Genomic DNA, 26196 nt, shown 5'->3' with positions numbered 1-26196 from the left:
TATGTCTCTGGCAAAAGCGTCGGTGTGGACGGCAGCGTCCACGCTTGTAAAAATTGGCGCCGGGTTACTGGTCGTCAAGCTGCTGGCCGTCTCATTTGGTCCGTCAGGCGTTGGGCTGGCAGGGAACTTCCGCCAGCTGGTCACGGTGCTTGGCGTGCTGGCGGGAGCCGGGATATTCAATGGCGTCACCAAATACGTCGCGCAGCATCATGACGATGCCGAAAAGCTCCGCACGGTGGTGGGCACCTCCTCTGCAATGGTGCTGGGCTTTTCTACGTTGCTGGCCGTCGTCTTTTTGCTGGCGGCGGCACCCATCAGCCAGGGACTGTTCGGACACACGCACTATCAGGGGCTGGTGCGCCTGGTGGCGCTCGTTCAGATGGGGATCGCCTGGGCAAACCTGCTGCTGGCGCTGATGAAAGGCTTCCGTGATGCCGCCGGGAATGCGCTGGCGCTGATCCTCGGCAGCATCATCGGCGTTATCGCCTACTACTTTTGCTATCGGCTGGGCGGCTATGAAGGCGCGCTGCTGGGGCTGGCGCTGGTGCCTGCGCTCGTTGTCATTCCGGCAGCGTTTATGCTGATGCGCAGAGGCAATGTCCCGCTGAATTACCTGAAACCGCAGTGGGACAAGATGCTGGCGGGGCAGCTAGGAAAGTTTACCCTGATGGCGCTCATCACTTCGGTAACGCTTCCCGTTGCCTACGTGATGATGCGAAACCTGCTGGCAGCGCATTACAGCTGGGATGAAGTGGGGATCTGGCAGGGCGTGAGCAGCATTTCAGATGCTTACCTCCAATTTATTACGGCTTCCTTTAGCGTCTATTTACTGCCAACCTTATCGCGCCTGACTTCCAGGCAGGATATTACCCGCGAGATTTTTCGCTCCCTGCGTTTTGTATTGCCGGCGGTTGCGATCGCCAGCTTTACCGTCTGGTTACTGCGTGATTTCGCCATCTGGCTGCTGTTTTCGGCGAAGTTTACCGCCATGCGCGATCTGTTTGCCTGGCAACTGGTCGGCGATGTGCTGAAAGTGGGGGCATACGTTTTCGGCTATCTGGTGATTGCGAAGGCTTCGCTGCGGTTGTATATCCTGGCAGAGATCGGCCAGTTTGCGCTGCTGACGGCATTTTCTCACTGGCTGATCCCCACCCACGGTGCGCTGGGGGCGGCTCAGGCCTATATGGCAACTTATATCGTTTATTTCGCTGCCTGTTGCGGCGTATTTTTACTTTGGCGTAAACGCGCATGACTGCACTGATACACATACTGGGATCGGATATCCCGCATCACAACCAGACCGTTCTGCGGTTCTTCAACGATGAACTGGCATCCGGCACGCCCGATGCGCGCGAGTTTATGGTTGTTGGACGCGATAACGGCCTGAGCGCGGCGTGTCCGGCATTGCACATCACCTTCTGGCCAGACAAAGCGGCGCTGACCAAAGCCGTTGTCGCGAAAGCCAAAGCGGACCGAAGCCAGCGTTTCTTCTTCCACGGACAATTCAATACCGGGCTGTGGCTGGCGCTGTTAAGCGGCGGGATAAAACCTTCCCAGTTCAGCTGGCATATCTGGGGAGCGGATCTCTACGAAGTCTCCCACGGCTGGAAGTTCCGTCTTTTCTATCCGCTGCGTCGTCTGGCGCAGGCGCGCGTGGGCTGCGTTTTTGCTACCCGTGGCGACCTCAACTATTTTGCTAAACAGCACCCGAAGGTTCGCGGGGAACTGCTCTATTTTCCGACCCGTATGGATCCGGCACTGAATACCATGGCGAATGACGCGGTTCGTGAGGGCAAACTGACTATCCTGGTGGGAAATTCCGGCGATCGCAGTAACGAGCATGTCGCGGCGCTGCGGGCGGTGCATCAGCAGTTTGGCGATACGGTGAACGTGGTGGTGCCGATGGGCTATCCCGCCAATAACGACGCCTACATCGATGAAGTTCGCCAGCAGGGGCTTGCGCTGTTTAGCGCGGAAAATCTGCACATTCTCAGCGATAAGCTGGAATTTGATGACTATCTCGCGCTGCTGCGAAAATGCGATCTGGGCTATTTCATCTTTGCCCGACAGCAGGGGATTGGTACGCTGTGTCTGCTGATTCAGGCGGGCGTACCGTGCGTGCTCAACCGCGAAAACCCGTTCTGGCAGGACATGGCCGAACAGCATATTCCGGTGCTGTTTACCTCTGACACGCTTAATGTCGAGGTGGTACGGGAAGCGCAGCGTCAGCTCACGCTGGTGGATAAAAATAGCATCGACTTTTTCAGCCCGAACTATCTCACGCCGTGGCACCGCGCGCTGCGTATTGCTTCAGGAGACAACGCATGAGCCAGTTGCAATTTAGCGGCTTGCTGGTGGTCTGGCTGCTGAGCACGCTGTTTATCGCCACGCTCACCTGGTTTGAATTCCGGCGCGTACGTTTTAACTTCAACGTATTCTTCTCGCTGCTGTTTTTGCTGACCTTTTTCTTTGGCTTCCCGCTGACCAGCATCCTCGTGTTCCGCTTTGATGTTGGCGTCGCTCCGCCGGAAATTTTGTTGCAGGCGCTGCTCTCTGCGACCTGCTTCTACGCGGTGTATTACGTCACCTATAAAACGCGCCTGCGCGCGGCGAAAGACACCACACCCCGTCGTCCGCTGTTTACAATGAACCGGGTAGAAACCCATCTGACGTGGGTTATGCTGATGACCATCGCCCTCGTCAGCGTGGCGATTTTCTTCATGCATAACGGCTTTTTACTGTTTAAGTTGCAGTCCTATAGCCAGATTTTCTCCGCCGAAGTCTCCGGCGTCGCGCTCAAGCGTTTCTTCTATTTCTTCATTCCGGCGATGCTGGTGGTCTTTTTCCTGCGTCAGGACAGCAAAGCCTGGCTGTTCTTCCTGGTCAGCACCGTCGCATTTGGCATTCTGACCTACATGATCGTCGGCGGCACCCGCGCCAACATCATTATCGCCTTCGCGATTTTCCTGTTTATCGGCATTATTCGCGGTTGGATCTCGCTGTGGATGCTGGCGGCGGCAGGCGTCTTTGGCATTGTGGGGATGTTCTGGCTGGCGCTGAAGCGCTACGGACTGAACGTGGCGGGCGACGAAGCGTTTTATACCTTCCTGTATCTGACGCGCGACACCTTCTCGCCCTGGGAAAACCTGGCATTGTTGCTGCAAAACTACGACAAAATCGAATTCCAGGGGCTGGCGCCGATTGTTCGCGATTTCTATGTCTTTATACCGACGTGGCTGTGGCCTGACCGTCCCGGTATTGTCCTGAACACGGCGAACTACTTTACCTGGGAAGTGCTGAACAACCATTCGGGCCTGGCGATTTCCCCAACCCTGATTGGCTCGCTGGTAGTGATGGGCGGAACGTGGTTTATCCTGCCGGGCGCGATCGCGGTCGGGCTGATAATAAAATGGTTCGACTGGCTATATACGCTGGGTAATGAAGAGACCAACCGCTACAAAGCCGCTGTTTTGCACAGTTTCTGTTTCGGTGCCATTTTCAATATGATCGTTCTGGCGCGCGAGGGACTGGATTCGTTCGTCTCACGCGTGGTGTTTTTTATGGTCGTTTTCGGTCTCTGTCTGCTGCTGGCAAAACTGCTGTACTGGTTGTTTGACAGTGCAGGGCTTGTGCACAGACGTGAGCCACAGGGCAGCACAACGCTGTCGCAAGTCTGAGTAGGGATTATCATGACGGATACAACTTCAGCCCCGCGTTATGCGCTGCGTGGGCTACAGCTTATTGGCTGGCGTGACATGCAACACGCGCTGGATTTCCTGTTCGCGGACGGGCAGATGAAATCGGGCACGCTGGTGGCCATCAACGCAGAAAAAATGCTGGCGGTTGAAGATAATGCGGAAGTGAAAAGCCTGATTGAAGCCGCGGAGTTTAAATATGCCGACGGTATTAGCGTGGTGCGTTCAATTCGTAAAAAGTTTCCTGACGCTAATGTGTCTCGCGTGGCGGGTGCTGACCTTTGGGAGCGACTTATGGAACGCGCAGGCGCTGAAGGCACGCCGGTATTTTTGATTGGCGGCAAACCAGAGGTGCTGGCGCAGACCGAACAAAAGCTGCGTAGCCAGTGGAATGTTAACATCGTGGGCAGCCAGGATGGCTATTTCAGGCCGGAAGATCGCCAGGCGTTATATGAGCGCGTGCGCGACAGCGGGGCGAAAATTGTCACTGTCGCCATGGGGTCGCCGCGGCAGGAAATTCTGATGCGCGATTGCCGTCTGGTCAGCCCGGATGCGCTCTATATGGGCGTTGGCGGCACCTACGACGTCTTTACCGGCCACGTTAAGCGGGCTCCCAAAGTCTGGCAAAACCTGGGGCTGGAGTGGCTCTACCGCCTGCTCTCTCAACCGACGCGTATCAAACGACAGATTCGTCTGCTGCGCTACCTCGCCTGGCACTACACCGGGAAAATGTAATCAATATGCAGCGCGATCTGCTGTTCGCGCTGCAACCCCCCCTGTAAAACTGCTGGATTTCTGTACAATGCATTCATTTTTTTAATGCATTGTTTGCCATTTGCCAGAATTTAAGAAACCATTCGCTCCGTATTTCAGTACCCCTCAAAACAATACCCGGCAATAAGTCGGGAAACAGCAAACACAACCGAGGATTTATGGCAGAGAAAAAACCGGAGCTTCAGCGTGGGCTGGAAGCTCGACATATTGAATTGATCGCGCTGGGCGGCACTATCGGCGTTGGCCTGTTTATGGGCTCGGCAAGCACGCTGAAATGGGCGGGGCCTTCCGTCCTGCTGGCGTATATTATTGCCGGGCTGTTCGTCTTCTTCATCATGCGCTCAATGGGCGAAATGTTGTTTCTGGAGCCGGTAACGGGCTCTTTCGCCGTTTACGCCCACCGTTATATGAGCCCGTTCTTTGGCTATCTCACGGCCTGGTCGTACTGGTTTATGTGGATGGCCGTCGGGATTTCGGAGATCACCGCCATCGGGGTCTACGTGCAGTTCTGGTTCCCGGAGATGGCCCAGTGGATACCCGCGCTCATCGCCGTAGGGCTGGTGGCGCTGGCGAACCTTGCCGCCGTTCGCCTTTACGGTGAAATCGAGTTCTGGTTTGCGATGATCAAAGTCACCACCATTATCGTGATGATTGTTGTGGGTCTGGGTGTCATCTTCTTTGGTTTCGGTAACGGCGGGCACGCGATTGGTTTCGGTAACCTGACCGGACACGGCGGCTTCTTTGCCGGCGGCTGGAAAGGCTTCCTGACCGCACTCTGTATCGTTGTCGCCTCTTATCAGGGCGTTGAGCTGATCGGCATTACCGCAGGTGAGGCGAAAAACCCGCAGGTCACGCTGCGTAGCGCGGTAGGCAAGGTGCTGTGGCGTATCCTGATTTTCTATGTGGGCGCGATCTTCGTTATCGTGACCATTTTCCCATGGAACGAGATCGGCACCACCGGCAGCCCGTTTGTCTTAACCTTCGCTAAGATTGGCATCACGGCGGCGGCCGCCATTATCAACTTTGTGGTGCTGACGGCGGCGCTCTCCGGCTGTAACAGCGGGATGTACAGCTGCGGGCGTATGCTTTACGCGCTCTCGCAAAACAAACAGCTGCCGGCGGTGATGGGTAAAGTCTCCCGCGTGGGTGTACCGGTGGCGGGCGTAGCGGTGTCGATTGTGATTCTGCTGATTGGCTCTTGCCTGAACTACATCATCCCGAATCCGCAGCGCGTGTTTGTTTACGTCTATAGCGCCAGCGTGCTGCCGGGAATGGTACCGTGGTTTGTCATTTTGATTAGCCAGCTGCGTTTCCGACAGGCGCACAAAAAAGCGATCGCCAGCCATCCGTTCCGCTCCATTCTGTTCCCGTATGCGAACTATTTGACGATGGCGTTCCTGATTTGCGTATTAATTGGAATGTACTTTAATGAAGATACCCGCATGTCGCTGTTTGTCGGGATGATCTTCCTGGCTGCCGTCACAGCTGCATATAAACTTTTTGGCCTGGGTCGCCGTGGCTCCGCCCATAAAGTGGAGGAATAAGCGGCAAAATGTGCAAACCATAACCAAACGCGCATTTTTTTCAAAAAAGCACTAGACAGCGGGGACGGAGGTACGTAATATCCAGCCCCGCAACGGCGCTAAGCGCCCGTAGCTCAGCTGGATAGAGCGCTGCCCTCCGGAGGCAGAGGTCTCAGGTTCGAATCCTGTCGGGCGCGCCATTTTAGTCCCGGCGCTAGAGCTGCGGTGGTCTGAGAAGTAGTCAGAACCGCGTGAAAGAATACAGTGGTGGCTATAGCTCAGTTGGTAGAGCCCTGGATTGTGATTCCAGTTGTCGTGGGTTCGAATCCCATTAGCCACCCCATTATTGAAAGAGTTGTGAATTGCGAAGGTGGCGGAATTGGTAGACGCGCTAGCTTCAGGTGTTAGTGTTCTTACGGACGTGGGGGTTCAAGTCCCCCCCCTCGCACCACGACTTTTAATGAGTTGAACTAAAAATTCAAAAAAGCAGTACATCGGCGAGTAGCGCAGCTTGGTAGCGCAACTGGTTTGGGACCAGTGGGTCGGAGGTTCGAATCCTCTCTCGCCGACCAATTTTGAACCCCGCTTCGGCGGGGTTTTTTGTTTTCTGCGTTTTTTATCCTGTAGCCTTTCCCCGACAACACTCTATATCCTTGTCGCGATTCAGCGACATATAACCCGTTAATATTAAAGAATTTATTATTTTACCTCTTAACCTGTCTCCTGGTGACGACATATCGCCGCCTTCAGCGCGATGTTGTATGGCTTCAGGCGGTTCTTAACAGCATAATTTCCTTTTATCTTAAAATGTTGCGCGATGTAAAAGTTCTGCGTGTAAACCTGGCACATTACATGCAATAATATGCGTGTAGATGCTCATTCCATCTCTTATGTTCGCCTTAAGGCCTCATAAACTCAGGAATGACGCAGAGCCGTTTACGGTGCTTATCGTCCACTGACAGATGTCGCTTCGGCCTCATCAGACACCATGGACACAACGTTGAGTGAAGCACCAAATATGTTGTCTTACAGACCTGTTTTAACGCCTGCTTTTATAGCAGGCGTTTTTTTATGGGCGTAAAAAAGGAGGCCATCTGGCCTCCTGTTAATTACTGCTGCGTTCCGTTATTTTGCAACGTTAATAACAGCCCATCACGGCGCATAGCTGCGGCCTCTTCCGGCTTATGCTGCTTGTCCAGCGAATCAGCAAGCCAGGCGTAATCAAATGCGTCCGGACGTTGCTTCAGCGCGGCGCGGAAGGCGAGACTCGCCTCCTGCCACTCGCCGTGTTTCATCAGAGACTGGCCCAGCGTACTCCACAGCAGCGGACGATCGCCCACGGTTTTGATCTGCTGGCGCAGTGCTTTTTCAATTTGTTCCGGATTGTTGGTTTTCAGACGCGGGATGACCATCACCAGGCGGTCATCATACTGTCGCTTGAGACCGTCGAGGAGGATCTCCTGCGCGGTGTCATGGTCGTCACACTCAATCAGATGTTCTGCCATCGCCACCTGAAGAGGAACCTGCTGGCGCGTTTTGCGGCTCTGGTTTTTCCACCAGGTTTTCAGGCCGTCGCTGCCGAGATCGGCGCGCGCCTGATCCATCAGGCCAATCCAGGCCAGACGCTGAAGTTCATCACGATGTTCATCATCGCCCACGTCGGCTTTCGCCATGGAAGGGATAATGTCCAGCAGCGAGCCCCAGGCACCGGTCCGAATATATGCCTGCTCAGCCAGACGCAGCACTTCCGGGTGACGAGGGGTAATTTCCAGCAGACGGTCAACGCCGTGACGGGCGGCATGGTTTTCATTGCGCGCCAGTTGCAGACGAACGCGGGTGATCTCAACCGGAATCGGATCTTTAGTAGAGAGCTCAGACGCGCGTTCAAGATGCTGATTGGCGCGGGCCTCATCGCCTCGCTGTTGCGCCGCCTCAGCGGCCAGCAGATAGTTAACAACCGGCTGTTCTGCATGGTCGGCATTTTTCGACATCAGCTTTTCAACCTGCTGATAGTCGCCTTCGGCCAGCTTCAGCAACGCTTGCTCGGTCTGCTTGCGGGCGCGACGGCGCTTACGGCCAACGAACCAGCCGCGCGTATGTACGCCGGTACGGAAAATACGACGCAGGAGCCACTCCACTGCCAGCAGAACGACCACACCCAGGATCAGAATAATTACCAGCCCTGTTACGCTGGTTTCGATATTGTAGTTATCGGTCTGGATCAATACATAACCCTGGTGACCCGCGAGCATCGGCCCCAGTACAATCCCGGCGATCAGCAGGATGAAGAGTAAGAAGACTTTTAGCATCATTACTCTCCTTGCGGCGCGCTTTCAGGCGCTGGCGCGGCGGCAGGTGCTTCAGCCGGACGTTCTGCCGGAACGCCCGGCTGGGCCAGCAGGTTACGCACGCGCGTCTGCATGAGCTTCTCCAGAATCGGCTGGCTTTCCAGCTTGTCCGGCACGTTCATGGTGATGTTTTGCTGGCTCAGCTTGTCGATATCCTCAAGGAACGCGGTCGTGGTTGCGTCATTGGTATCGTAGTAAGCACGTACCCAGGTTGAAACGTTATCCAGCGCCTGTTTGTAGGTCTCTTCCTGGTGACGCGGTACGGCCTGGGCAGCCACCAGCAGGCGGGAACGAATGTTTTCGCGCAGATAGACGTCCTGGTTCGGCGCCAGCAGCGGCACGGCAGTTTCATCGCGGCGGCGAATGGTAATAAAGCTGTCCATAAAGTTCTGCCAGCTCTTTTGCAGGTTGATACGCCATTCGCTCAGGGAGCTGGACAGCTCGGTGCCGTCAGAATCCATCGGGGAGTCATCGTCGTTGTTATCGGCCAGCTGAAGGTTATCAATCTGGTTGGAGAGCTGATTTACCTTAAGGATGATACCGTCGTAATCGACCTGAGAAACCGCGGACAGGCTGGCGATATCTTCCGTAATAGCGCGGCGAGCGTTGATGAGGCTCGGATCGTTCATGTCCGCCAGGCTTGCGTCGGCGCTTTTCAGCAGCGCGGCGGCGGTGGTGACATCCTGATCGCTCCAGAGCTTGCGCCCGGCCAGTTTCACCAGAAAATCGGCCTGTGAAAGTAGCCAGGTTTTGGCATCGGTTCCCGAAATTGTGGCGACTTTTTCCTGCACTTCGCTCAGCTGTTTGGTCAACTCTTCACGTTTGCTGTTCGCGTCGGCGAGGGCGGCAGCCTGCTGTTTGATCACGCCTTCCAGCTCAGCTTTTTGCGTCTCCTGCGCTTTCTGTAGGGCAGTGATTTGGTTAACCAGCGCGTCGCTGGTGGCCGTCTGGTTGGTGCCTTGTTTCTTCACCAGTCCGTAGAGTCCCACGCCTGCGGCCAGCGCAATCGCGATGGCAATCACGCTCAGCGTGAGGCTGGTTTTGTTGCTGCCGTTTTTCTTCTCAACGGTTGTGTCTGTCGTCTCTGGCTGTGACGTGGTGTCCACAGTCTCCCTGGTCTCTTCAACCACGGCGGAGGATTTTTCGTGTTCCGTCATTATGGCTTCCCATTTGAGAGTTATTGTAATGCGCGCAGCAGCGCATCGTTGTCGGCGTTTTCAGCGATCCGAATATCCTGCCAGCCCAGTTCCCGGGCGTGGTTCGCCAGACGCTCACTGACGACCAGAAGCCGACAGCGGAGTAACCAGTTTTCGCGATACCAAAGCGGAATCAGCGACCAAAGCTGTTGTAACATTTCACCGCTGGTGACCACCAGCGTATTAATACCGCGGGCGTGCCAGCGCATTGCTTCTTCCGCGCCATCATAGTGTTTCGCACAGCGCTGATAGCACTCCACAAACGTCACGTCTGCGCCGCGTTCGCGCAGCGTTTCGCCCAGCAGTTCGCGGCCACCGTTGCCGCGCAAAATGAGCGCGCGCTTTCCGGCAATGGTTTGTAATTCAGGTAATTGTAGCAAGACTTCGCTGATTTCCCGATCTAACGGGTAACGAACATCGATTCCGCTCGCGGTATGAAAGGCCAGCGCCGTGGTGCGCCCGATGGCGAAATAGCGGGGGGCGTGAGGCCAGCTAACGGCATGCTGTTGCAGCTGCGCATGGGCAAACTCCACGGCATGCTGCGACAGCGCAAAGAGCAGATCGCCTTCCTGCAAGAGACGCATCTGGTCAGCGAGCTCAGGCAGCTCGCGACCGGGGGAGAATTCAATCAGCGGAAAACTCCAGGCCACCTGCCCCAGTGCGCGCAGACGGCTCACTAACTGCTCTCCTGCGGGAGAAGGGCGGGTGACAAGTATGCTCATGCAGGGGGCTCTCCGTTATAGACCTCAGCCAGAATTTCACGCGCGCCGTTATTCAGCAGCTCTTCCGCCAGCGATACGCCAAGTGCCTCGGCATCTTGCGGCTTGCCGCGACGTTCACCGCGAACCATCTGTGAGCCGTCCGGCGCGCCAACCAGCGCACGCAACCACAGCTCACCGTCAGTTAATTCAGCATAGCTGCCAATTGGCACCTGACAGCCTCCTTCGAGGCGAGTATTCATCGCGCGCTCGGCTTTTACGCGAACGGCGGTATCGTCATCATTCAGCGGCGCGAGCAGTGCCTGAGTGCGCGCATCAACCAGACGACACTCAATGCCGACGGCACCCTGGCCGACGGCGGGCAGCGACAGCTCCGGCGGCAACGCGACGCGAATGCGTTCTTCCAGCCCCAGGCGTTTCAGGCCCGCAACCGCAAGAATAATGGCATCGTAGTCGCCGTTATCCAGCTTGCCAAGGCGTGTGCCGACGTTCCCGCGCAGCGAACGGATCACCAGATCCGGGCGACGTTCAGCCAGCTGACACTGGCGGCGTAAACTTGACGTGCCGACCACGCTGCCTGCCGGCAACGCATCGAGCGAGTCATAGCGATTAGAGACAAACGCATCGCGCGGATCCTCGCGCTCGCAGATGGTCACCAGCCCCAGCCCTTCCGGGAACTCAACGGGCACATCCTTCATCGAATGCACGGCGATATCGGCGCGGTTCTCAAGCAATGCCAGCTCCAGCTCTTTGACAAACAGACCTTTTCCGCCCACTTTGGCCAGCGGCGTATCCAGAATGACATCGCCACGTGTGACCATTGGCACCAGCTCAACGCGTAACCCGGTGTGGCAGGCTTCAAGGCGCTGCTTAACATAATGTGCCTGCCAGAGTGCAAGAGGACTTTGGCGTGTGGCAATTCTCAAAACATTGTCTAACATGCTTGTTACCGTCATTATCAATCGCTAACCATCCTAACATTGTTGACACTCGGATGGCAGTTTTACGGTTGATGAAGAGTGAGAGGGACAGGGCGGCGTACTCGTCAGCCATCGCCGTATTCAGGAATTTACACGTCAAGAACGGTGCTACACTTGTATGTAGCGCATCTTTCTTTACGGTCAACCGGCAAGGTGTTAAATTGATCACGTTTTAGACCATTTTTTCGTCTGTACCACCAGAAAAGCAAAAGGCGAAAAAAGGGTAACGGTTATTTTTTGAAATACTGCGGGTCCGCTGCTTTTTGTGTTCTGACTGGCGTGCGACACCCGGAAACATCAGGCGATACGTCTTGTACCTCTATATTGAGACTCTGAAACAGAGACTGGATGCCATCAATCAATTGCGTGTGGATCGCGCGCTTGCTGCCATGGGCCCTGCTTTCCAGCAGGTATACAGTCTACTGCCAACATTGTTGCACTATCACCATCCGCTGATGCCGGGTTACCTTGATGGTAACGTTCCCCAGGGCATTTGCCTCTTCACGCCTGATGAAACCCAACAGCATTACCTGACTGAACTTGAACTCTACCGTGGTATGCCGCCGCAGGATTCGCCGAAAGGCGAGCTGCCGATTACCGGGGTTTACTCCATGGGCAGCACGTCATCGGTTGGGCAAAGTTGCTCTTCTGACCTGGATATCTGGGTCTGCCATCAGTCCTGGCTCGACAATGAAGAGCGCCAGCTGTTGCAGCGTAAATGCAGCCTGCTGGAGAGCTGGGCGGCGTCGCTCGGCGTGGAAGTGAGCTTCTTCCTGATTGATGAAAATCGTTTCCGCCATAACGAAAGCGGCAGTCTGGGTGGTGAAGACTGCGGCTCGACTCAGCACATCCTGTTGCTGGATGAGTTTTACCGTACTGCCGTTCGCCTGGCCGGGAAACGTATTCTGTGGAATATGGTGCCGTGCGATGAAGAAGAGAATTATGACGACTACGTCATGTCGCTTTACTCGCAGGGCGTTCTGACGCCAAACGAGTGGCTGGATCTGGGCGGCCTGAGCTCCCTGTCCGCCGAAGAGTACTTTGGCGCAAGCCTCTGGCAGCTTTATAAGAGCATTGATTCACCGTACAAAGCGGTGCTGAAAACCCTGCTGCTGGAAGCCTACTCCTGGGAGTACCCCACGCCGCGCCTGCTGGCGAAAGATATTAAACAGCGTCTGCACGACGGGGAGATCGTCTCCTACGGGCTTGATGCCTACTGCATGATGCTGGAACGCGTCACCGAATACCTGACAGCCATTGAGGACGCCACGCGTCTTGACCTGGTGCGTCGATGTTTCTATCTCAAAGTCTGTGAAAAACTGAGCCGCGAACGCGCCTGCGTGGGCTGGCGTCGTGAAGTCGTCAGCCAGTTAGTCAAAGAGTGGGGATGGGACGAAGAGCGTCTCGCCATGCTCGACAACCGCGCCAACTGGAAGATCGATCAGGTGCGTGAGGCGCACAACGAACTGCTTGATGCGATGATGCAGAGCTACCGCAACCTGATCCGCTTTGCCCGCCGTAACAACCTTAGCGTTTCTGCCAGCCCACAGGATATCGGGGTGCTGACCCGCAAACTGTACGCCGCGTTTGAAGCGTTGCCGGGCAAGGTAACGCTGGTTAACCCACAGATTTCGCCTGACCTGTCTGAACCGAATCTGACCTTTATCTACGTACCGCCGGGCCGCGCGAACCGCACCGGGTGGTATCTGTACAACCGTGCGCCAAGCATGGATTCGATCATCAGCCATCAGCCGCTGGAGTATAACCGCTACCTGAACAAGCTGGTGGCCTGGGCCTGGTTTAACGGCCTTCTCACTTCACGTACCCGGTTGTTTATCAAAGGCAACGAGGTGGTCGATTTAGCCAAGTTGCAGGAGATGGTGGCGGATGTCTCGCACCACTTCCCGCTGCGTCTGCCTGCGCCGACGCCAAAAGCGCTCTACAGCCCGTGTGAGATTCGCCATCTGGCGATCATCGTCAACCTGGAATACGACCCGACGGCGGCCTTCCGCAATCAGGTGGTTCACTTTGACTTCCGCAAGCTGGACGTCTTTAGCTTTGGCGAGCAGCAAAACTGCCTGGTGGGCAGCGTGGATCTGCTGTACCGCAACTCGTGGAACGAAGTGCGTACCCTGCACTTTAACGGCGAGCAGGCGATGATCGAGGCGCTGAAAACGATCCTCGGCAAGATGCACCAGGACGCCGCGCCGCCGGACAGCGTGGAGGTGTTCTGCTACAGCCAGCACCTGCGCGGCCTGATTCGTACCCGCGTTCAGCAGCTGGTGTCTGAGTGCATCGAACTGCGTCTCTCCAGCACCCGACAGGAAACCGGGCGCTTTAAAGCCTTGCGCGTCTCCGGCCAGACCTGGGGGCTGTTCTTTGAGCGCCTGAACGTGTCGGTGCAGAAGCTGGAAAACGCCATTGAATTCTACGGCGCGATTTCACACAACAAACTGCATGGCCTGTCGGTCCAGGTGGAAACCAATCACGTTAAGCTGCCGCAGGTGGTGGATGGCTTTGCGAGTGAAGGGATTATTCAGTTCTTCTTCGAAGAGTCGGGCGATAACGCCGGGTTTAACATCTACATTCTGGATGAAACCAACCGTGCCGAGGTGTATCACCACTGCGAAGGCAGCAAAGAGGAGCTGGTGCGCGACGTCAGCCGCTTCTATTCGTCCTCGCACGATCGCTTTACCTACGGCTCAAGCTTTATCAACTTCAACCTGCCGCAGTTCTACCAGATTGTGAATGTGGATGGGCGAGCGCAGGTGATCCCGTTCCGTACGCAGGCGATTACCCCGGCGGCGCCCGCTAACCAGGAAACTGCGCCGCTGTTGCAGCAGTATTTTTCCTGAGGCTTTTCGCCGGGTGGCGCTAACGCTTACCCGGCCTACGGTCCGAGCCGCTGTTGCCGGGTGGCGCTAACGCTTATCCGGCCTACGGTTTGAGCCGCTGTTGCCGGGTGGCGCTGACGCTTACCCGGCCTACGGTCCGAGCCGCTGTTGCCGGGTGGCGCTGACGCTTACCCGGCCTACGGTTCGAGTCGTTGTAGGCCCGGTAAGGCGTAGCCGTCACCGGGCAACGCAACTACCTGAAACTCACTGCCTCGCCTGCCTGCGCCGTCGCCGCCTGCTCCAGCCTATCCCAGAACGTTTCGCCGCTGCGATCGCAGACCCACTCGTCACCTTTCAGATCAAAGTGATAGCCGCCCTGTTTCGCCGCCAGCCACACCTGGTGAAGCGGCTCCTGACGGTTAATAATAATCTTGCTGCCGTTTTCGAAGCTTAAGGTCAGGATCCCGCCGTTGATTTCACAATCGATATCGCTGTCGCCGTCCCAGTCGTCGATACGCTCTTCGATGGTCATCCACAGGGTATCGGCAAGGCGATGAAATTCACTGTCGTTCATGGTTTTATTCCTGTTTTTCGTGATGGCGGCAGTATAACGCTAAATAATTCCCGTTGCAGGAAAGCGGCAAACTCTTGCTTTTGTGTCTTCTCCTGCGATGATAGAAACAGATTTGAACTTACGGGCAACCTCTACATGAAAAACGTCTTCCGAACGCTTGTCGTTCTTGTCACTCTGTTTAGCCTGACCGGCTGTGGACTGAAGGGACCACTGTACTTCCCGCCAGAGGATAAAAACGCACCACCGCCGACAAAACCGGTGCAAAGTGGTATCGAGTCATCTACGCCGGATACCAACGATCGCGGCAATAACGGCGGCCCGACTCAGGTCAATCTCTGACAATTACGTTCTGTACCCGCGCAATGGAGCAAATGATGCAGTTCTCTAAAATGCATGGCCTTGGCAACGACTTTATGGTCGTCGACGCGGTAACGCAGAATGTCTTTTTCTCCCCGGAATTGATCCGTCGCCTGGCGGATCGACACGTGGGCGTGGGGTTTGACCAGCTGCTGGTGGTGGAGCCGCCTTACGATCCTGACCTGGATTTTCACTACCGCATTTTTAACGCCGACGGCAGCGAAGTTTCCCAGTGCGGCAACGGCGCGCGCTGTTTTGCCCGCTTTGTTCGGCTGAAAGGGCTGACCAACAAGCGCGATATCCGCGTCAGCACCGCCAACGGCCGGATGGTGCTCAGCGTCACCGACGACGAACTGGTGCGCGTGAACATGGGCGAGCCGAACTTCGACCCCTCTGCCGTGCCGTTTCGCGCCAACAAAGCGGAAAAGACCTATATTATGCGTGCCGCCGAGCAGACAGTATTGTGCGGCGTCGTCTCAATGGGTAACCCGCACTGCGTGATTCAGGTGGATGATGTGCAAACCGCGGCGGTTGAAACGCTCGGCCCGGTGCTGGAAAGCCACGAGCGCTTCCCGGAGCGGGCGAACATCGGTTTCATGCAGGTGGTGAAGCGTGAACACATTCGCCTGCGGGTTTACGAGCGCGGCGCGGGCGAAACCCAGGCCTGCGGAAGCGGTGCCTGTGCGGCGGTGGCCGTCGGTATCTCACAGGGGTTACTGGCAGAAGAGGTTCGCGTGGAATTACCGGGCGGACGTCTTGATATCGCCTGGAAAGGAGCGGGTCATCCACTGTACATGACTGGCCCGGCGACACATGTTTATGACGGGTTTATCCATCTATGAAGCAACCAGGGGAAGAACTGCGGGAACCTGTAACGGAGCTGGACGACAGCGCTGTTGTGGATTACCTGCTGCACAATCCTGAGTTTTTTATCCGCAATGCACGCGTCGTCGAACAGATGCGCGTGCCGCATCCGGTTCGCGAGACCGTGTCGCTGGTTGAATGGCACATGGCGCGCTCGCGCAACCACATCAATCAGCTCGAAGAGAACATGACGCTGCTGATGGAGCAGGCCAGCAATAACGAAAGCCTGTTCTACCGTCTTCTGCACCTTCAGGCGCGTCTGGCTTCCGCGCACAGTCTCGAAGAGTTCCTCAACCGCTTCCACCGCTGGGCGCGCGATCTGGGGCTGGCAGGCGCGACGATCCGTCTCTTCCCTGACCGCTGGCGCATTGGCGCGCCGTCCGGGTTTACCCATCTGGCGCTGAGCCGCCAGGCGTTTGAGCCGCTGCGCATTCAGCGTCTGGGCCATGAGCACCACTATCTGGGGCCGCTGAACGGGCCAGAACTGCTGGTGGTGCTGCCGGAAGCCAAAGCTATCGGCTCGGTGGCGATGTCGCTGATGGGGCGCGATGGTGACCTGGGCGTGATGTTATTTACCAGCCGCGACGCGCATCATTATGAACAGGGGCAGGGCACGCAACTGTTGCAGGAGATCGCCCTGATGCTGCCTGAGCTGCTGGAGCGCTGGATTGAGCGCGTATGACGGACGGATTGCTCGCCACTGACGTCAACCGCTTTCTGCGCTATCTGGGCGTAGAACGCCAGCTCAGCCCTATTACGCTGCTCAACTATCAGCGTCAGCTTGATGCCATCATGCAGATTGCCGATGAAATCGGCCTGAAAAGCTGGCAACAATGTGACGCCGCCACGGTACGCGGGTTCGTCGTGCGTAGCCGTAAAAAAAATCTCAGCCCGGCGAGCCTGGCGCTCCGGCTCTCTGCCCTGCGCAGTTTCTTCGACTGGCTGGTCAGTCAGGGCGGTCTGAAAGCCAACCCGGCAAAAGGGATCGCCACGCCGAAAGCCCCGCGTCATCTGCCGAAAAATATCGACGTCGACGACGTAAACCGCCTGCTGGATATCGATCTTAACGATCCGCTGGCCGTGCGCGACCGCGCGATGCTGGAGGTGATGTACGGCGCGGGCCTGCGTCTCTCTGAGCTGGTGAACCTCGACTTAAAGCACCTCGATCTGGAGTCCGGCGAGGTGTGGGTAATGGGCAAGGGCAGCAAAGAGCGCCGCCTGCCGATCGGCCGCAATGCGGTCTCCTGGATTGAGCACTGGCTGGACCTTCGCGGGCTGTTTGGCGCCGACGAAGATGCGCTGTTCCTGTCGAAACTCGGCAAGCGGATCTCGGCGCGTAACGTGCAGAAGCGCTTTGCGGAGTGGGGCATTAAGCAGGGGCTGAACAGCCACGTTCACCCCCACAAGCTGCGCCACTCCTTTGCGACGCACATGCTGGAATCAAGCGGCGACCTGCGCGGCGTACAGGAGCTGCTTGGTCACGCGAATCTGTCGACCACCCAAATCTATACCCACTTAGACTTCCAACACCTTGCCTCGGTGTATGACGCGGCGCATCCACGCGCCAAACGGGGGAAATAATGCGTTTTTACCGCCCACTCGGTCAGATCTCAGCCCTGACGTTTGATCTTGATGACACCCTTTACGACAATCGTCCGGTGATCCTGCGTACTGAGCAGGAGTCGCTGGCGTTTGTGCAGAACTACCATCCTGCGCTGAAAGCGATGCAGAACAAAGACTTCCAGAAGCTGCGTCAGTCCCTGCGGGAAACCGAACCGGAGATTTACCACGACGTGACCGAATGGCGCCGCCGTGCGGTTGAGCAGGCGATGCTCAACGCCGGCCTGAGCGCGCAGGATGCGGCCACGGGGGCCGAAGCGGCCATGGAAAACTTCGCCAAATGGCGCAGTCGGATCGACGTGCCGCAGGAGACCCACGACACGCTGGCGAAGCTCGCCGAAAAGTGGCCGCTGGTGGCCATCACCAACGGCAACGCTCAGCCTGAACTGTTTGGTCTGGGGAACTATTTTCAGTTCGTGCTGCGCGCGGGCCCGCACGGACGCTCGAAGCCGTTCAACGATATGTATCATCTGGCAGCGGAAAAACTGGATTTGCCGCTCGGTGAGATCCTGCACGTGGGCGACGACCTGACCACGGACGTCGCCGGGGCGATCCGCTGCGGCATGCAGGCCTGCTGGATCAAGCCGGAAAATGCCGATCTGATGACTACCCCGGATAGCCGTCTTCTGCCGCACGTGGAAATTTCACGGTTGGCATCCCTCACGACGCTGATATAATCATAAATTGTTCTGTATAAATTAACAGGGTTTTGGCGAATGGAAACATTTGCCTGCCCGACATGACGTGACGGTGCCAATGGACGTTTCTTACCTGCTCGACAGCCTTAATGATAAACAGCGTGACGCGGTTGCCGCCTCGCGTACAAACCTGCTGGTACTGGCTGGAGCGGGCAGTGGTAAGACGCGCGTGCTGGTTCACCGTATCGCCTGGCTACAGAGCGTGGAGAACTGTTCGCCGTACTCGATTATGGCCGTGACGTTCACCAACAAGGCGGCGGCGGAGATGCGCCACCGTATCGCGCAGCTGATGGGCACCAGCCAGGGCGGCATGTGGGTTGGCACCTTCCACGGCCTGGCGCACCGTCTGCTGCGCGCGCACCATATGGACGCTAACCTGCCGCAGGATTTCCAGATCCTCGACAGCGAAGATCAGCTGCGCTTGCTGAAACGCCTGATCAAGGCGATGAACCTCGACGAGAAGCAGTGGCCGCCGCGTCAGGCGATGTGGTACATCAACGGTCAGAAAGACGAAGGGCTGCGTCCGCATCATATTCAGAGCTTCGGTAACCCGGTCGAGCAGACCTGGCAGAACGTATACAAGGCCTATCAGGAAGCGTGCGATCGCGCCGGTCTGGTGGATTTCGCCGAGCTGCTGCTGCGCGCCCACGAGCTGTGGCTGAACAAACCGCATATCCTGCAACACTACCGTGAACGCTTTACCAACATCCTGGTGGACGAATTCCAGGATACCAACAACATCCAGTACGCCTGGATCCGCCTGCTGGCCGGGGATACCGGCAAGGTGATGATCGTAGGCGATGACGATCAGTCTATCTACGGCTGGCGCGGCGCGCAGGTGGAGAACATCCAGCGCTTCCTCAACGATTTCCCCGGCGCGCAAACCATCCGTCTGGAGCAGAACTACCGTTCTACCAGCAACATTCTGAGCGCGGCCAACGCCCTGATTGAGAACAACAACGGGCGCCTGGGTAAAAAGCTGTGGACCGATGGCGTCGACGGCGAACCGATTTCGATTTACTGCGCCTTCAACGAGCTCGACGAAGCCCGCTTCGTGGTGAACCGCATTAAAACCTGGCAGGAGAACGGCGGCGCGCTGGAGCAGTGTGCCATTCTCTATCGCAGCAACGCCCAGTCGCGCGTGCTGGAAGAGGCGCTGTTGCAGGTGAGCATGCCGTACCGCATTTATGGCGGTATGCGCTTCTTCGAACGTCAGGAGATCAAAGATGCGCTCTCGTATTTGCGTCTGATTGCCAACCGTAACGACGATGCGGCGTTTGAGCGCGTGGTGAACACGCCGACGCGCGGCATCGGCGATCGTACGCTGGACGTGGTGCGTCAGGCCTCGCGCGATCGTCAGCTCACATTGTGGCAGGCGTGCCGCGAGCTGTTACAGGAAAAAGCCCTTGCCGGGCGCGCCGCCAGCGCATTGCAGCGCTTCCTGGAGTTAATCGACGCGCTGGCGCAGGAAACGGCCGACATGCCGCTGCACGTCCAGACCGACCGGGTGATCAAAGATTCCGGCTTGCGCACCATGTACGAGCAGGAAAAAGGCGAGAAGGGCCAGACCCGTATTGAGAACTTAGAGGAACTGGTGACGGCAACGCGCCAGTTCAGCTACAACGAAGAAGACGAAGACCTGATGCCGTTGCAGGCATTCCTCTCTCACGCCGCGCTGGAGGCGGGTGAAGGGCAGGCCGATACCTGGCAGGATGCGGTTCAGCTGATGACCCTGCACTCCGCAAAAGGTCTGGAGTTCCCGCAGGTGTTCATCGTCGGGATGGAAGAGGGGATGTTCCCGAGCCAGATGTCGCTGGATGAAGGCGGGCGTCTGGAAGAGGAGCGTCGTCTGGCCTACGTGGGCGTGACCCGTGCGATGCAGAAACTGACCCTGACCTACGCGGAAACCCGCCGCCTGTACGGGAAAGAGGTGTATCACCGTCCGTCGCGCTTTATCGGCGAACTGCCGGAAGAGTGTGTGGAAGAGGTGCGCCTGCGCGCCAGCATCAGCCGTCCGGTCAGCCATCAGCGTATGGGCTCGCCGATCTCTGAAACCGACACCGGTTACAAGCTGGGCCAGCGCGTGCGCCACTCGAAGTTTGGCGAAGGCACCATCGTCAACCTGGAAGGCAGCGGCGAGCACAGCCGTTTGCAGGTAGCGTTCCAGGGGCAGGGGATCAAATGGCTGGTGGCAGCCTATGCCAAGCTGGAAAGTGTGTAACTTTCAGAAAAATATCACTATTTTGTAATAATCTGCTAGCCTTATACGTTGAAGGTCAATTAATGCCCTTCAGCGTTCCGTTGCGTGTTGACGCCACAGTTATTGCTGGCGTAACATGCGCGCACGATTACGCTAAGAGGACATTCGCCTTGGACACACCCAGTAGATACTGGCTCAATTCCCTGTCATCCAGGAACAACTCCTAAGGCTATCTCCTCTTGCTGATGGCCTTAGTGGTTGTCAGCGACTGCATCATTTCCGTCGCGCTGAGTCAGGCTGTTTAATGGTCTGAAACCCAATTTGTTTCTGTGTGCCCACCGAACTGTCCGATATTTTTTGCATTGGGAGTCCCGGTCATGTTGAGCGCATTTCAACTCGAAAATAACCGACTGACTCGGCTTGAAGCCGAAGAGTCACAGCCCCTCATTGATGCCGTATGGGTGGATCTGGTCGAGCCGGACGACGATGAGCGCCTTCGCGTACAATCTGAACTGGGGCAAAGCCTGGCGACACGCCCGGAACTGGAAGACATCGAAGCATCCGCCCGTTTTTTTGAAGACGAAGACGGCCTGCACATTCACTCCTTCTTCTTTTTCGAAGATGCCGAAGACCACGCGGGGAACTCCACCGTGGCGTTTACCATCCGCGATGGCCGCCTGTTCACCCTGCGCGAGCGCGAACTGCCTGCGTTTCGTCTCTACCGTATGCGTGCCCGCAGCCAGGCGATGATGGACGGCAACGCTTATGAGCTGCTGCTGGATCTGTTCGAAACCAAAATCGAACAGCTGGCGGATGAAATCGAAAACATCTACAGCGACCTGGAAAAGCTGAGCCGCGTGATCATGGAAGGCCATCAGGGCGATGAGTACGACGAAGCGTTGTCCACGCTGGCTGAGCTGGAAGATATCGGCTGGAAGGTGCGTTTGTGTCTGATGGATACCCAGCGCGCGCTGAACTTCCTGGTGCGCAAGGCGCGTCTGCCGGGCGGTCAGCTGGAGCAGGCGCGTGAGATCTTACGCGATATCGAATCCCTGCTGCCGCACAACGAATCCCTGTTCCAGAAAGTCAACTTCCTGATGCAGGCGGCGATGGGCTTTATCAACATCGAGCAGAACCGCATCATCAAGATCTTTTCGGTGGTGTCCGTGGTGTTCCTGCCGCCGACGCTGGTGGCGTCCAGCTACGGGATGAACTTCGAGTTTATGCCGGAGCTGAAGTGGAGCTTTGGCTACCCGGGGGCGATTATCTTTATGATCCTCGCCGGGCTGGCGCCGTATCTGTACTTCAAGCGGAAGAACTGGCTGTAAAAATCTGGCGGGTGGCGCTGCGCTTACTCGCCCTACGATCGAATTCCCTCTCCCAAAGGGAGAGGGTTAGGGTGAGGGCAACATCACAGCCCTTTGCGCACCCTGCGCTGGGTATAAATCGCATCCGCAACAAAGATGGCCAGCGCCACCCAGATAAAGGCGAACGTCACCATCTTATCCGCACCCGGCACCTCGCCGTAAAACACCACCGCCAGCAGGAACATCAGCGTGGGGCCAATGTACTGGAAGAAGCCCAGCGTGGAGAGGCGCAGACGCGTTGCCGCGCCGGTAAAGCACAGCAGGGGGATCGTCGTGACCACGCCCGCGGCCATCAGCATCAGGTTCAGCGACCATGGGTTGCTGCCCATGTGGCTGGTAGCGCTGTCGGCAATACCGAACAGGTAGATCGCGGCGACAGGCAGCAGCCACAGGGTTTCAAATAGCATTCCCGTCTGCGCTTCCACCGCAATCTTCTTACGCACCAGGCCGTAAAACGCAAAGCTGAACGCCAGCCCCAGGGCGATAACCGGCAGTGAGCCGAAGGTCCACAGCTGTACCAGCACGCCGCAGAAGGCCAGAATCACCGCCACCCACTGCATCCGGCGAAAGCGCTCACCAAGGAAAATCATCCCCAGCAAAATATTGACCAGCGGGTTAATAAAGTAGCCCAGGCTGGCTTCGAGCATGTGATGGTTATTCACCGCCCAGATAAACAGCAGCCAGTTTCCGCCAATCAGCACCGCAGAGAGAGCGAGCAGGAAGACCTTCTTCGGGGTTTTCAGCAGCGTTTTGACGCCTGACCACTGACGGCTGATACTCATCAGCGCAATCATGAAGAAAAAGGACCAGATGACGCGGTGAGTGAGGATCTCGTCCGCCGGGACATAGGCGATAAGTTTGAAGTACGCCGGTGCGATACCCCAAATAAAATAAGCGGCAAGGGCGAGTAAAACGCCCTGCCGCGTCTGTTTAGCATCCATCGGGAAAATCCGTTACAAAAAAGTGAAGTAATTTTACCCGAATTTGCCGTCTCAACCCACCATATAAGTGGCGGTTGCGCTGGCGATATAAACCTGTTCTTCGTTATGCAGCTCAACGCGGGCGACAGCAACTTTATTCCCGGCGCGCAGCAGGCTGCTGGTGCAGGTGAAGCGGTTTCCGCGTCCCGGCCGCAGATAGTCGACGCGTAAATCGATGGTGCCCATGCGCGACAGGCGCTGGCGTAACTCATCTTCGTTGATGGTGTCATGGCGCGTCAGCGTGCTACCCACGCACACCAGACCGGCCGCCACGTCCAGCGCGGAGGCAATGACCCCGCCGTGCAAAATGCTTTGCGCCCAGTTACCGACCATCATTGGCTGATTATTGAAACTCAGCTGAGCGAAGTCTTTTTCGTATCGCTCCAGCTCAAGACCCAGTGCACGGTTGAACGGCATGTGGTACACAAAAATCTCGCCCACGAGCTTTAAGGTTTCTTCGGCGGTGAGTGTGGCTGACATCTGACGTGGCATCCTTGTTGTTAACAAAATGTTGATTTTATGCTTCAGGATAAAGGAATGCCACTTTAAGAAACGAGGAAGCGGAAGTTATCGCAGAAGTCTGTAGAATGCCCGGACAAAACTATTCATTAAATGTCACCATTTCAGGAGAACACCACCGATGCGGACGTATCTGGGTTGGTTACTGGCGGCGGTTGCGCTGCCCCTCACAGCATATGCGCAGGAAGCGACGATCAAAGAGGTGCATGATAAACCTGCCGTTAAGGGCAGCATCATCGCCAATATGCTTCAGGAGCATGACAATCCGTTCACGCTGTACCCTTATGATACAAACTACGTGATCTACACCCAGACCAGCGATCTCAACAAAGAGGCGATAAGCTCCAATAACTGGTCTGATAATGCGCGTAAAGATGAGGTGAAGTTCCAGCTCAGCCTCGCCTTCCCGTTCTGGCGCGGCATCCTGGGGCCGAACTCGGTGCTTGGCGCGTCTTACACGCAGAAGTCATGGTGGCAGCTCTCCAACAGCGGGGAATCTTCACCGTTCCGCGAAACCAACTATGAACCGCAGCTGTTCCTCGGTTTCGCCACCGATTATGAGTTTGCAGGCTGGACGCTGCGAGACGTGGAGGTGGGCTATAACCACGATTCCAACGGTCGTTCCGACCCAACCTCACGCAGCTGGAACCGCATCTATACGCGTCTGATGGCGCAGAACGGCAATTTCATGGTGGAAGTGAAGCCGTGGTACGTGGTGGGCAGCACCGATGACAACCCGGATATCACCAAATATATGGGCTACTATCAGCTTAAAGTGGGCTATCAGCTGGGTGACGCGGTGCTGAGCGCCAAAGGCCAGTACAACTGGAATACCGGCTACGGCGGTGCAGAGCTGGGCCTGAGTTACCCGGTAACGAAACACGTTCGTCTTTATACTCAGGTGTATAGCGGGTATGGCGAATCGCTGATCGACTACAATTTCAATCAGACCCGCGTCGGTGTGGGTGTCATGCTGAACGATATTTTCTAAGCTGCTCGAATGTTTTTGCGTTAAACGTTGAAGTTTCTCTCTCAGGCGCTGAAAATAGCGCCTGTTTCATTTCTGGCATATGGGGTTAACGTGGCGCAGGCGGAAGTATTGAATCAGGAATCGCTGGCTAAACAGGTTTTGCAGGAAACCTTTGGCTACCAGCAGTTCCGCCCTGGCCAGGAAACCATCATTGAAACCGTGCTGGAAGGCCGCGATTGCCTGGTGGTCATGCCGACCGGCGGCGGAAAATCGCTCTGCTATCAGGTGCCCGCGCTGGTGCTTAATGGCCTGACGGTCGTGGTATCGCCCCTTATTTCCCTGATGAAAGACCAGGTCGACCAGCTGATTGCCAACGGCGTGGCGGCGGCCTGCCTGAACTCGACGCAGACCCGCGAGCAACAGCAAGAGGTAATGACCGGGTGCCGCACCGGGCAGATCCGCCTGCTGTATATCGCGCCAGAACGCCTGATGCTGGACAACTTCCTCGATCATCTGGCGCACTGGAATCCGGTGCTGCTGGCGGTGGATGAAGCGCACTGTATCTCCCAGTGGGGGCACGATTTCCGCCCGGAATACGCCGCTCTTGGCCAGCTTCGTCAGCGCTTCCCCGAGCTGCCGTTTATGGCGCTTACCGCCACGGCGGACGACACCACGCGTCAGGACATCGTTCGCCTGCTGGGGCTAAACGACCCGTATATTCAGGTCAGCAGCTTCGACCGCCCCAACATCCGCTATATGCTGATGGAGAAGTTCAAGCCGCTGGATCAGCTCTTACGCTACGTGCAGGAGCAGCGCGGTAAGTCCGGCATCATCTACTGCAACAGCCGTGCGAAGGTGGAAGACACCGCCGCCCGTCTGCAAAACCGTGGCTTTAGCGCCGCGGCCTATCACGCCGGGCTGGAGAACCATATCCGCGCCGACGTGCAGGAGAAATTCCAGCGCGACGACCTGCAAATCGTGGTCGCAACGGTGGCGTTCGGGATGGGGATCAACAAGCCCAACGTGCGCTTTGTGGTGCATTTCGACATTCCGCGCAATATCGAATCCTACTATCAGGAAACCGGCCGCGCCGGGCGTGACGGCCTGCCTGCGGAAGCGATGCTGTTTTACGATCCGGCGGATATGGCGTGGCTGCGCCGCTGTCTCGAGGAGAAACCGCAGGGGCAGTTGCAGGATATCGAACGCCACAAGCTTAACGCGATGGGGGCCTTCGCCGAAGCGCAAACCTGCCGCCGTCTGGTGCTGCTCAACTACTTTGGTGAAGGGCGTCAGGCGCCGTGCGGCAACTGCGATATCTGCCTCGACCCGCCGAAGCAGTACGATGGCCTGATGGACGCGCGTAAGGCGCTCTCGACTATCGGACGCGTGAACCAGCGCTTTGGGATGGGCTACGTCGTTGAAGTGCTGCGCGGGGCTAACAACCAGCGTATCCGCGATATGGGTCACGACAAGCTGCCGGTTTACGGCATCGGGAAAGACCAGAGCCATGAGCACTGGGTGAGTATCATCCGCCAGCTGATCCATCTCGGCTTTGCCACGCAGAACATTGCCCAGCACTCTGCGCTTCAGCTGACCGAAGCGGCGCGACCGGTCCTGCGTGGCGAGGTTGAACTGAAGCTCGCCGTTCCGCGCGTCGTCGCCCTGAAGCCGCGCGTGATGCAGAAATCCTACGGCGGTAACTACGATCGCAAGCTGTTCGCCAAGCTGCGTAAGCTGCGTAAAGCCATTGCGGATGAAGAGAACATCCCGCCATACGTGGTGTTCAACGACGCGACGCTTATCGAGATGGCCGAGCAAATGCCGCTCAGCGCCAGCGAGATGCTCAGCGTCAACGGCGTTGGCACGCGTAAGCTGGAGCGCTTCGGTAAAGAGTTTATGGCGCTCATCCGTTCCCACGCTGATGGTGATGATGAGGAGTAGTCAGCCGGGCGAAAAAGTGCCAGGATGGTGACTCACT

23 protein-coding genes and 4 tRNA genes are annotated in these 26196 nt (G+C 56.9%); 20 read left to right on the top strand and 7 right to left on the bottom strand.

What is annotated here, in order from left to right:
• The first annotated feature begins 1 nt into the window (after position 1).
• The 9 genes from wzxE to SK50_RS00465 all read left to right on the top strand — a co-directional run bounded on the left by wzxE (position 2) and on the right by SK50_RS00465 (position 6564).
• Complete coding sequence (wzxE, locus tag SK50_RS00505) at positions 2 to 1252, top strand: lipid III flippase WzxE (RefSeq protein ID WP_017383597.1); 1251 nt, start codon at positions 2 to 4, stop codon at positions 1250 to 1252.
• The gene (locus SK50_RS00500) at positions 1249 to 2328 is read left to right on the top strand and encodes a TDP-N-acetylfucosamine:lipid II N-acetylfucosaminyltransferase (protein WP_017383596.1); all 1080 of its coding nucleotides are present in this window, start codon (positions 1249 to 1251) and stop codon (positions 2326 to 2328) included. The genes wzxE and SK50_RS00500 overlap by 4 nt, the downstream gene beginning before the upstream one ends.
• Positions 2325 to 3677, top strand: a complete 1353-nt coding sequence (gene wzyE / locus SK50_RS00495) for an ECA oligosaccharide polymerase (RefSeq protein WP_017693948.1) — start codon at positions 2325 to 2327, stop codon at positions 3675 to 3677. Before SK50_RS00500 ends, wzyE begins: the two co-directional genes overlap by 4 nt.
• A 12-nt stretch (positions 3678 to 3689) precedes the next feature.
• Positions 3690 to 4430: a lipopolysaccharide N-acetylmannosaminouronosyltransferase gene (gene wecG, locus SK50_RS00490; protein WP_015570015.1), complete on the top strand. Its 741-nt coding sequence runs from the start codon at positions 3690 to 3692 to the stop codon at positions 4428 to 4430.
• Positions 4431 to 4627: 197 nt separating this feature from the next.
• Positions 4628 to 6013, top strand: a complete 1386-nt coding sequence (locus SK50_RS00485; RefSeq protein ID WP_017693946.1) for a bifunctional threonine/serine APC transporter ThrP — start codon at positions 4628 to 4630, stop codon at positions 6011 to 6013.
• A 102-nt stretch (positions 6014 to 6115) separates the two neighbouring features.
• Positions 6116 to 6192, top strand: a tRNA-Arg gene (locus SK50_RS00480).
• 67 nt (positions 6193 to 6259) lie between these two features.
• Positions 6260 to 6335 (top strand) — tRNA-His (locus SK50_RS00475).
• Between the two features lie 21 nt (positions 6336 to 6356).
• Positions 6357 to 6443, top strand: a tRNA-Leu gene (locus SK50_RS00470).
• A gap of 44 nt (positions 6444 to 6487) precedes the next feature.
• A tRNA-Pro gene (locus SK50_RS00465) sits at positions 6488 to 6564 on the top strand.
• Between the two features lie 537 nt (positions 6565 to 7101).
• Here SK50_RS00465 and hemY read toward each other — a convergent pair.
• From hemY to hemC, 4 genes are read right to left on the bottom strand one after another with little or no spacing between them, the layout of a single operon-like run.
• Positions 7102 to 8301: a protoheme IX biogenesis protein HemY gene (gene hemY / locus SK50_RS00460; RefSeq protein ID WP_026080629.1), complete on the bottom strand. Its 1200-nt coding sequence runs from the start codon at positions 8299 to 8301 to the stop codon at positions 7102 to 7104.
• A gap of 2 nt (positions 8302 to 8303) precedes the next feature.
• Positions 8304 to 9497 carry a uroporphyrinogen-III C-methyltransferase gene (gene hemX / locus SK50_RS00455; protein WP_015570012.1) on the bottom strand — a complete coding sequence of 398 codons (1194 nt, stop codon included), beginning with the start codon at positions 9495 to 9497 and terminating at the stop codon, positions 8304 to 8306.
• 20 nt (positions 9498 to 9517) lie between these two features.
• Positions 9518 to 10258, bottom strand: a complete 741-nt coding sequence (gene hemD, locus SK50_RS00450) for a uroporphyrinogen-III synthase (protein ID WP_048228967.1) — start codon at positions 10256 to 10258, stop codon at positions 9518 to 9520.
• The gene (hemC, locus tag SK50_RS00445; RefSeq protein WP_048228966.1) at positions 10255 to 11196 is read right to left on the bottom strand and encodes a hydroxymethylbilane synthase; all 942 of its coding nucleotides are present in this window, start codon (positions 11194 to 11196) and stop codon (positions 10255 to 10257) included. Before hemC ends, hemD begins: the two co-directional genes overlap by 4 nt.
• A 350-nt stretch (positions 11197 to 11546) precedes the next feature.
• On the opposite strand from hemC, the gene cyaA reads away from it, so the two are divergent.
• Entirely contained in the window at positions 11547 to 14090 is a 2544-nt protein-coding gene (gene cyaA / locus SK50_RS00440) for a class I adenylate cyclase (protein WP_017383591.1), read from the top strand.
• 232 nt (positions 14091 to 14322) lie between these two features.
• On the opposite strand, the gene cyaY is transcribed toward cyaA, so the two are convergent.
• Positions 14323 to 14643 carry an iron donor protein CyaY gene (gene cyaY, locus SK50_RS00435; protein WP_017694788.1) on the bottom strand — a complete coding sequence of 107 codons (321 nt, stop codon included), beginning with the start codon at positions 14641 to 14643 and terminating at the stop codon, positions 14323 to 14325.
• Between the two features lie 135 nt (positions 14644 to 14778).
• On the opposite strand from cyaY, the gene SK50_RS00430 reads away from it, so the two are divergent.
• The 8 genes from SK50_RS00430 to corA all read left to right on the top strand — a co-directional run bounded on the left by SK50_RS00430 (position 14779) and on the right by corA (position 21710).
• Complete coding sequence (locus tag SK50_RS00430; protein WP_003860815.1) at positions 14779 to 14982, top strand: LPS translocon maturation chaperone LptM; 204 nt, start codon at positions 14779 to 14781, stop codon at positions 14980 to 14982.
• A gap of 35 nt (positions 14983 to 15017) precedes the next feature.
• Complete coding sequence (dapF, locus tag SK50_RS00425) at positions 15018 to 15842, top strand: diaminopimelate epimerase (RefSeq protein ID WP_017383590.1); 825 nt, start codon at positions 15018 to 15020, stop codon at positions 15840 to 15842.
• The gene (locus SK50_RS00420) at positions 15839 to 16546 is read left to right on the top strand and encodes a DUF484 domain-containing protein (protein ID WP_045343864.1); all 708 of its coding nucleotides are present in this window, start codon (positions 15839 to 15841) and stop codon (positions 16544 to 16546) included. The genes dapF and SK50_RS00420 overlap by 4 nt, the downstream gene beginning before the upstream one ends.
• Complete coding sequence (xerC, locus tag SK50_RS00415) at positions 16543 to 17445, top strand: tyrosine recombinase XerC (protein ID WP_015570006.1); 903 nt, start codon at positions 16543 to 16545, stop codon at positions 17443 to 17445. Before SK50_RS00420 ends, xerC begins: the two co-directional genes overlap by 4 nt.
• The gene (yigB, locus tag SK50_RS00410; RefSeq protein WP_015570005.1) at positions 17445 to 18161 is read left to right on the top strand and encodes a 5-amino-6-(5-phospho-D-ribitylamino)uracil phosphatase YigB; all 717 of its coding nucleotides are present in this window, start codon (positions 17445 to 17447) and stop codon (positions 18159 to 18161) included. Before xerC ends, yigB begins: the two co-directional genes overlap by 1 nt.
• Before the next feature lie 79 nt (positions 18162 to 18240).
• Positions 18241 to 20403 carry a DNA helicase II gene (gene uvrD, locus SK50_RS00405; protein WP_017383586.1) on the top strand — a complete coding sequence of 721 codons (2163 nt, stop codon included), beginning with the start codon at positions 18241 to 18243 and terminating at the stop codon, positions 20401 to 20403.
• A 149-nt stretch (positions 20404 to 20552) separates the two neighbouring features.
• Positions 20553 to 20609: a YsgD/CorL family protein gene (ysgD, locus tag SK50_RS24070; RefSeq protein ID WP_212743980.1), complete on the top strand. Its 57-nt coding sequence runs from the start codon at positions 20553 to 20555 to the stop codon at positions 20607 to 20609.
• A 150-nt stretch (positions 20610 to 20759) separates the two neighbouring features.
• Positions 20760 to 21710 (top strand): magnesium/cobalt transporter CorA, encoded by a 951-nt coding sequence (gene corA, locus SK50_RS00400; protein WP_003860807.1) that lies wholly within the window; start codon positions 20760 to 20762, stop codon positions 21708 to 21710.
• A gap of 83 nt (positions 21711 to 21793) precedes the next feature.
• On the opposite strand, the gene rarD is transcribed toward corA, so the two are convergent.
• Positions 21794 to 22690, bottom strand: a complete 897-nt coding sequence (rarD, locus tag SK50_RS00395) for an EamA family transporter RarD (protein WP_017694744.1) — start codon at positions 22688 to 22690, stop codon at positions 21794 to 21796.
• 51 nt (positions 22691 to 22741) lie between these two features.
• Complete coding sequence (yigI, locus tag SK50_RS00390) at positions 22742 to 23209, bottom strand: acyl-CoA thioesterase YigI (RefSeq protein WP_006812366.1); 468 nt, start codon at positions 23207 to 23209, stop codon at positions 22742 to 22744.
• A gap of 160 nt (positions 23210 to 23369) precedes the next feature.
• Between yigI and pldA the strand changes: the two genes are divergently transcribed.
• Complete coding sequence (pldA, locus tag SK50_RS00385) at positions 23370 to 24239, top strand: phospholipase A (RefSeq protein ID WP_048228961.1); 870 nt, start codon at positions 23370 to 23372, stop codon at positions 24237 to 24239.
• Between the two features lie 90 nt (positions 24240 to 24329).
• A complete protein-coding gene (gene recQ, locus SK50_RS00380; protein ID WP_017694743.1) occupies positions 24330 to 26159 on the top strand; it encodes an ATP-dependent DNA helicase RecQ in 1830 nt (609 codons plus the stop codon).
• The last annotated feature ends 37 nt before the right edge of the window (positions 26160 to 26196 follow it).

It is taken from the genome of Enterobacter sp. BWH64, assembly GCF_001037645.1.
Lineage (GTDB): Bacteria > Pseudomonadota > Gammaproteobacteria > Enterobacterales > Enterobacteriaceae > Enterobacter > Enterobacter hormaechei_C.
This window is presented reverse-complemented; position numbering and strand designations above follow the sequence as displayed.

What these genes read in the sequence shown, in the direction of transcription:
- SK50_RS00420 (WP_045343864.1), top strand. Translation starts at nt 15,839, where the DNA reads ATGAAGCAACCAGGGGAAGAACTGCGGGAACCTGTAACGGAGCTGGAC.
- SK50_RS00430 (WP_003860815.1), top strand. Translation starts at nt 14,779, where the DNA reads ATGAAAAACGTCTTCCGAACGCTTGTCGTTCTTGTCACTCTGTTTAGC.
- corA (WP_003860807.1), top strand. Translation starts at nt 20,760, where the DNA reads ATGTTGAGCGCATTTCAACTCGAAAATAACCGACTGACTCGGCTTGAA.
- yigB (WP_015570005.1), top strand. Translation starts at nt 17,445, where the DNA reads ATGCGTTTTTACCGCCCACTCGGTCAGATCTCAGCCCTGACGTTTGAT.
- yigI (WP_006812366.1), bottom strand. Translation starts at nt 23,209, where the DNA reads ATGTCAGCCACACTCACCGCCGAAGAAACCTTAAAGCTCGTGGGCGAG.
- hemD (WP_048228967.1), bottom strand. Translation starts at nt 10,258, where the DNA reads ATGAGCATACTTGTCACCCGCCCTTCTCCCGCAGGAGAGCAGTTAGTG.
- cyaY (WP_017694788.1), bottom strand. Translation starts at nt 14,643, where the DNA reads ATGAACGACAGTGAATTTCATCGCCTTGCCGATACCCTGTGGATGACC.
- SK50_RS00485 (WP_017693946.1), top strand. Translation starts at nt 4,628, where the DNA reads ATGGCAGAGAAAAAACCGGAGCTTCAGCGTGGGCTGGAAGCTCGACAT.
- wzyE (WP_017693948.1), top strand. Translation starts at nt 2,325, where the DNA reads ATGAGCCAGTTGCAATTTAGCGGCTTGCTGGTGGTCTGGCTGCTGAGC.
- hemC (WP_048228966.1), bottom strand. Translation starts at nt 11,196, where the DNA reads ATGTTAGACAATGTTTTGAGAATTGCCACACGCCAAAGTCCTCTTGCA.
- wecG (WP_015570015.1), top strand. Translation starts at nt 3,690, where the DNA reads ATGACGGATACAACTTCAGCCCCGCGTTATGCGCTGCGTGGGCTACAG.
- rarD (WP_017694744.1), bottom strand. Translation starts at nt 22,690, where the DNA reads ATGGATGCTAAACAGACGCGGCAGGGCGTTTTACTCGCCCTTGCCGCT.
- pldA (WP_048228961.1), top strand. Translation starts at nt 23,370, where the DNA reads ATGCGGACGTATCTGGGTTGGTTACTGGCGGCGGTTGCGCTGCCCCTC.
- uvrD (WP_017383586.1), top strand. Translation starts at nt 18,241, where the DNA reads ATGGACGTTTCTTACCTGCTCGACAGCCTTAATGATAAACAGCGTGAC.
- hemY (WP_026080629.1), bottom strand. Translation starts at nt 8,301, where the DNA reads ATGCTAAAAGTCTTCTTACTCTTCATCCTGCTGATCGCCGGGATTGTA.
- dapF (WP_017383590.1), top strand. Translation starts at nt 15,018, where the DNA reads ATGCAGTTCTCTAAAATGCATGGCCTTGGCAACGACTTTATGGTCGTC.
- wzxE (WP_017383597.1), top strand. Translation starts at nt 2, where the DNA reads ATGTCTCTGGCAAAAGCGTCGGTGTGGACGGCAGCGTCCACGCTTGTA.
- SK50_RS00500 (WP_017383596.1), top strand. Translation starts at nt 1,249, where the DNA reads ATGACTGCACTGATACACATACTGGGATCGGATATCCCGCATCACAAC.
- xerC (WP_015570006.1), top strand. Translation starts at nt 16,543, where the DNA reads ATGACGGACGGATTGCTCGCCACTGACGTCAACCGCTTTCTGCGCTAT.
- hemX (WP_015570012.1), bottom strand. Translation starts at nt 9,497, where the DNA reads ATGACGGAACACGAAAAATCCTCCGCCGTGGTTGAAGAGACCAGGGAG.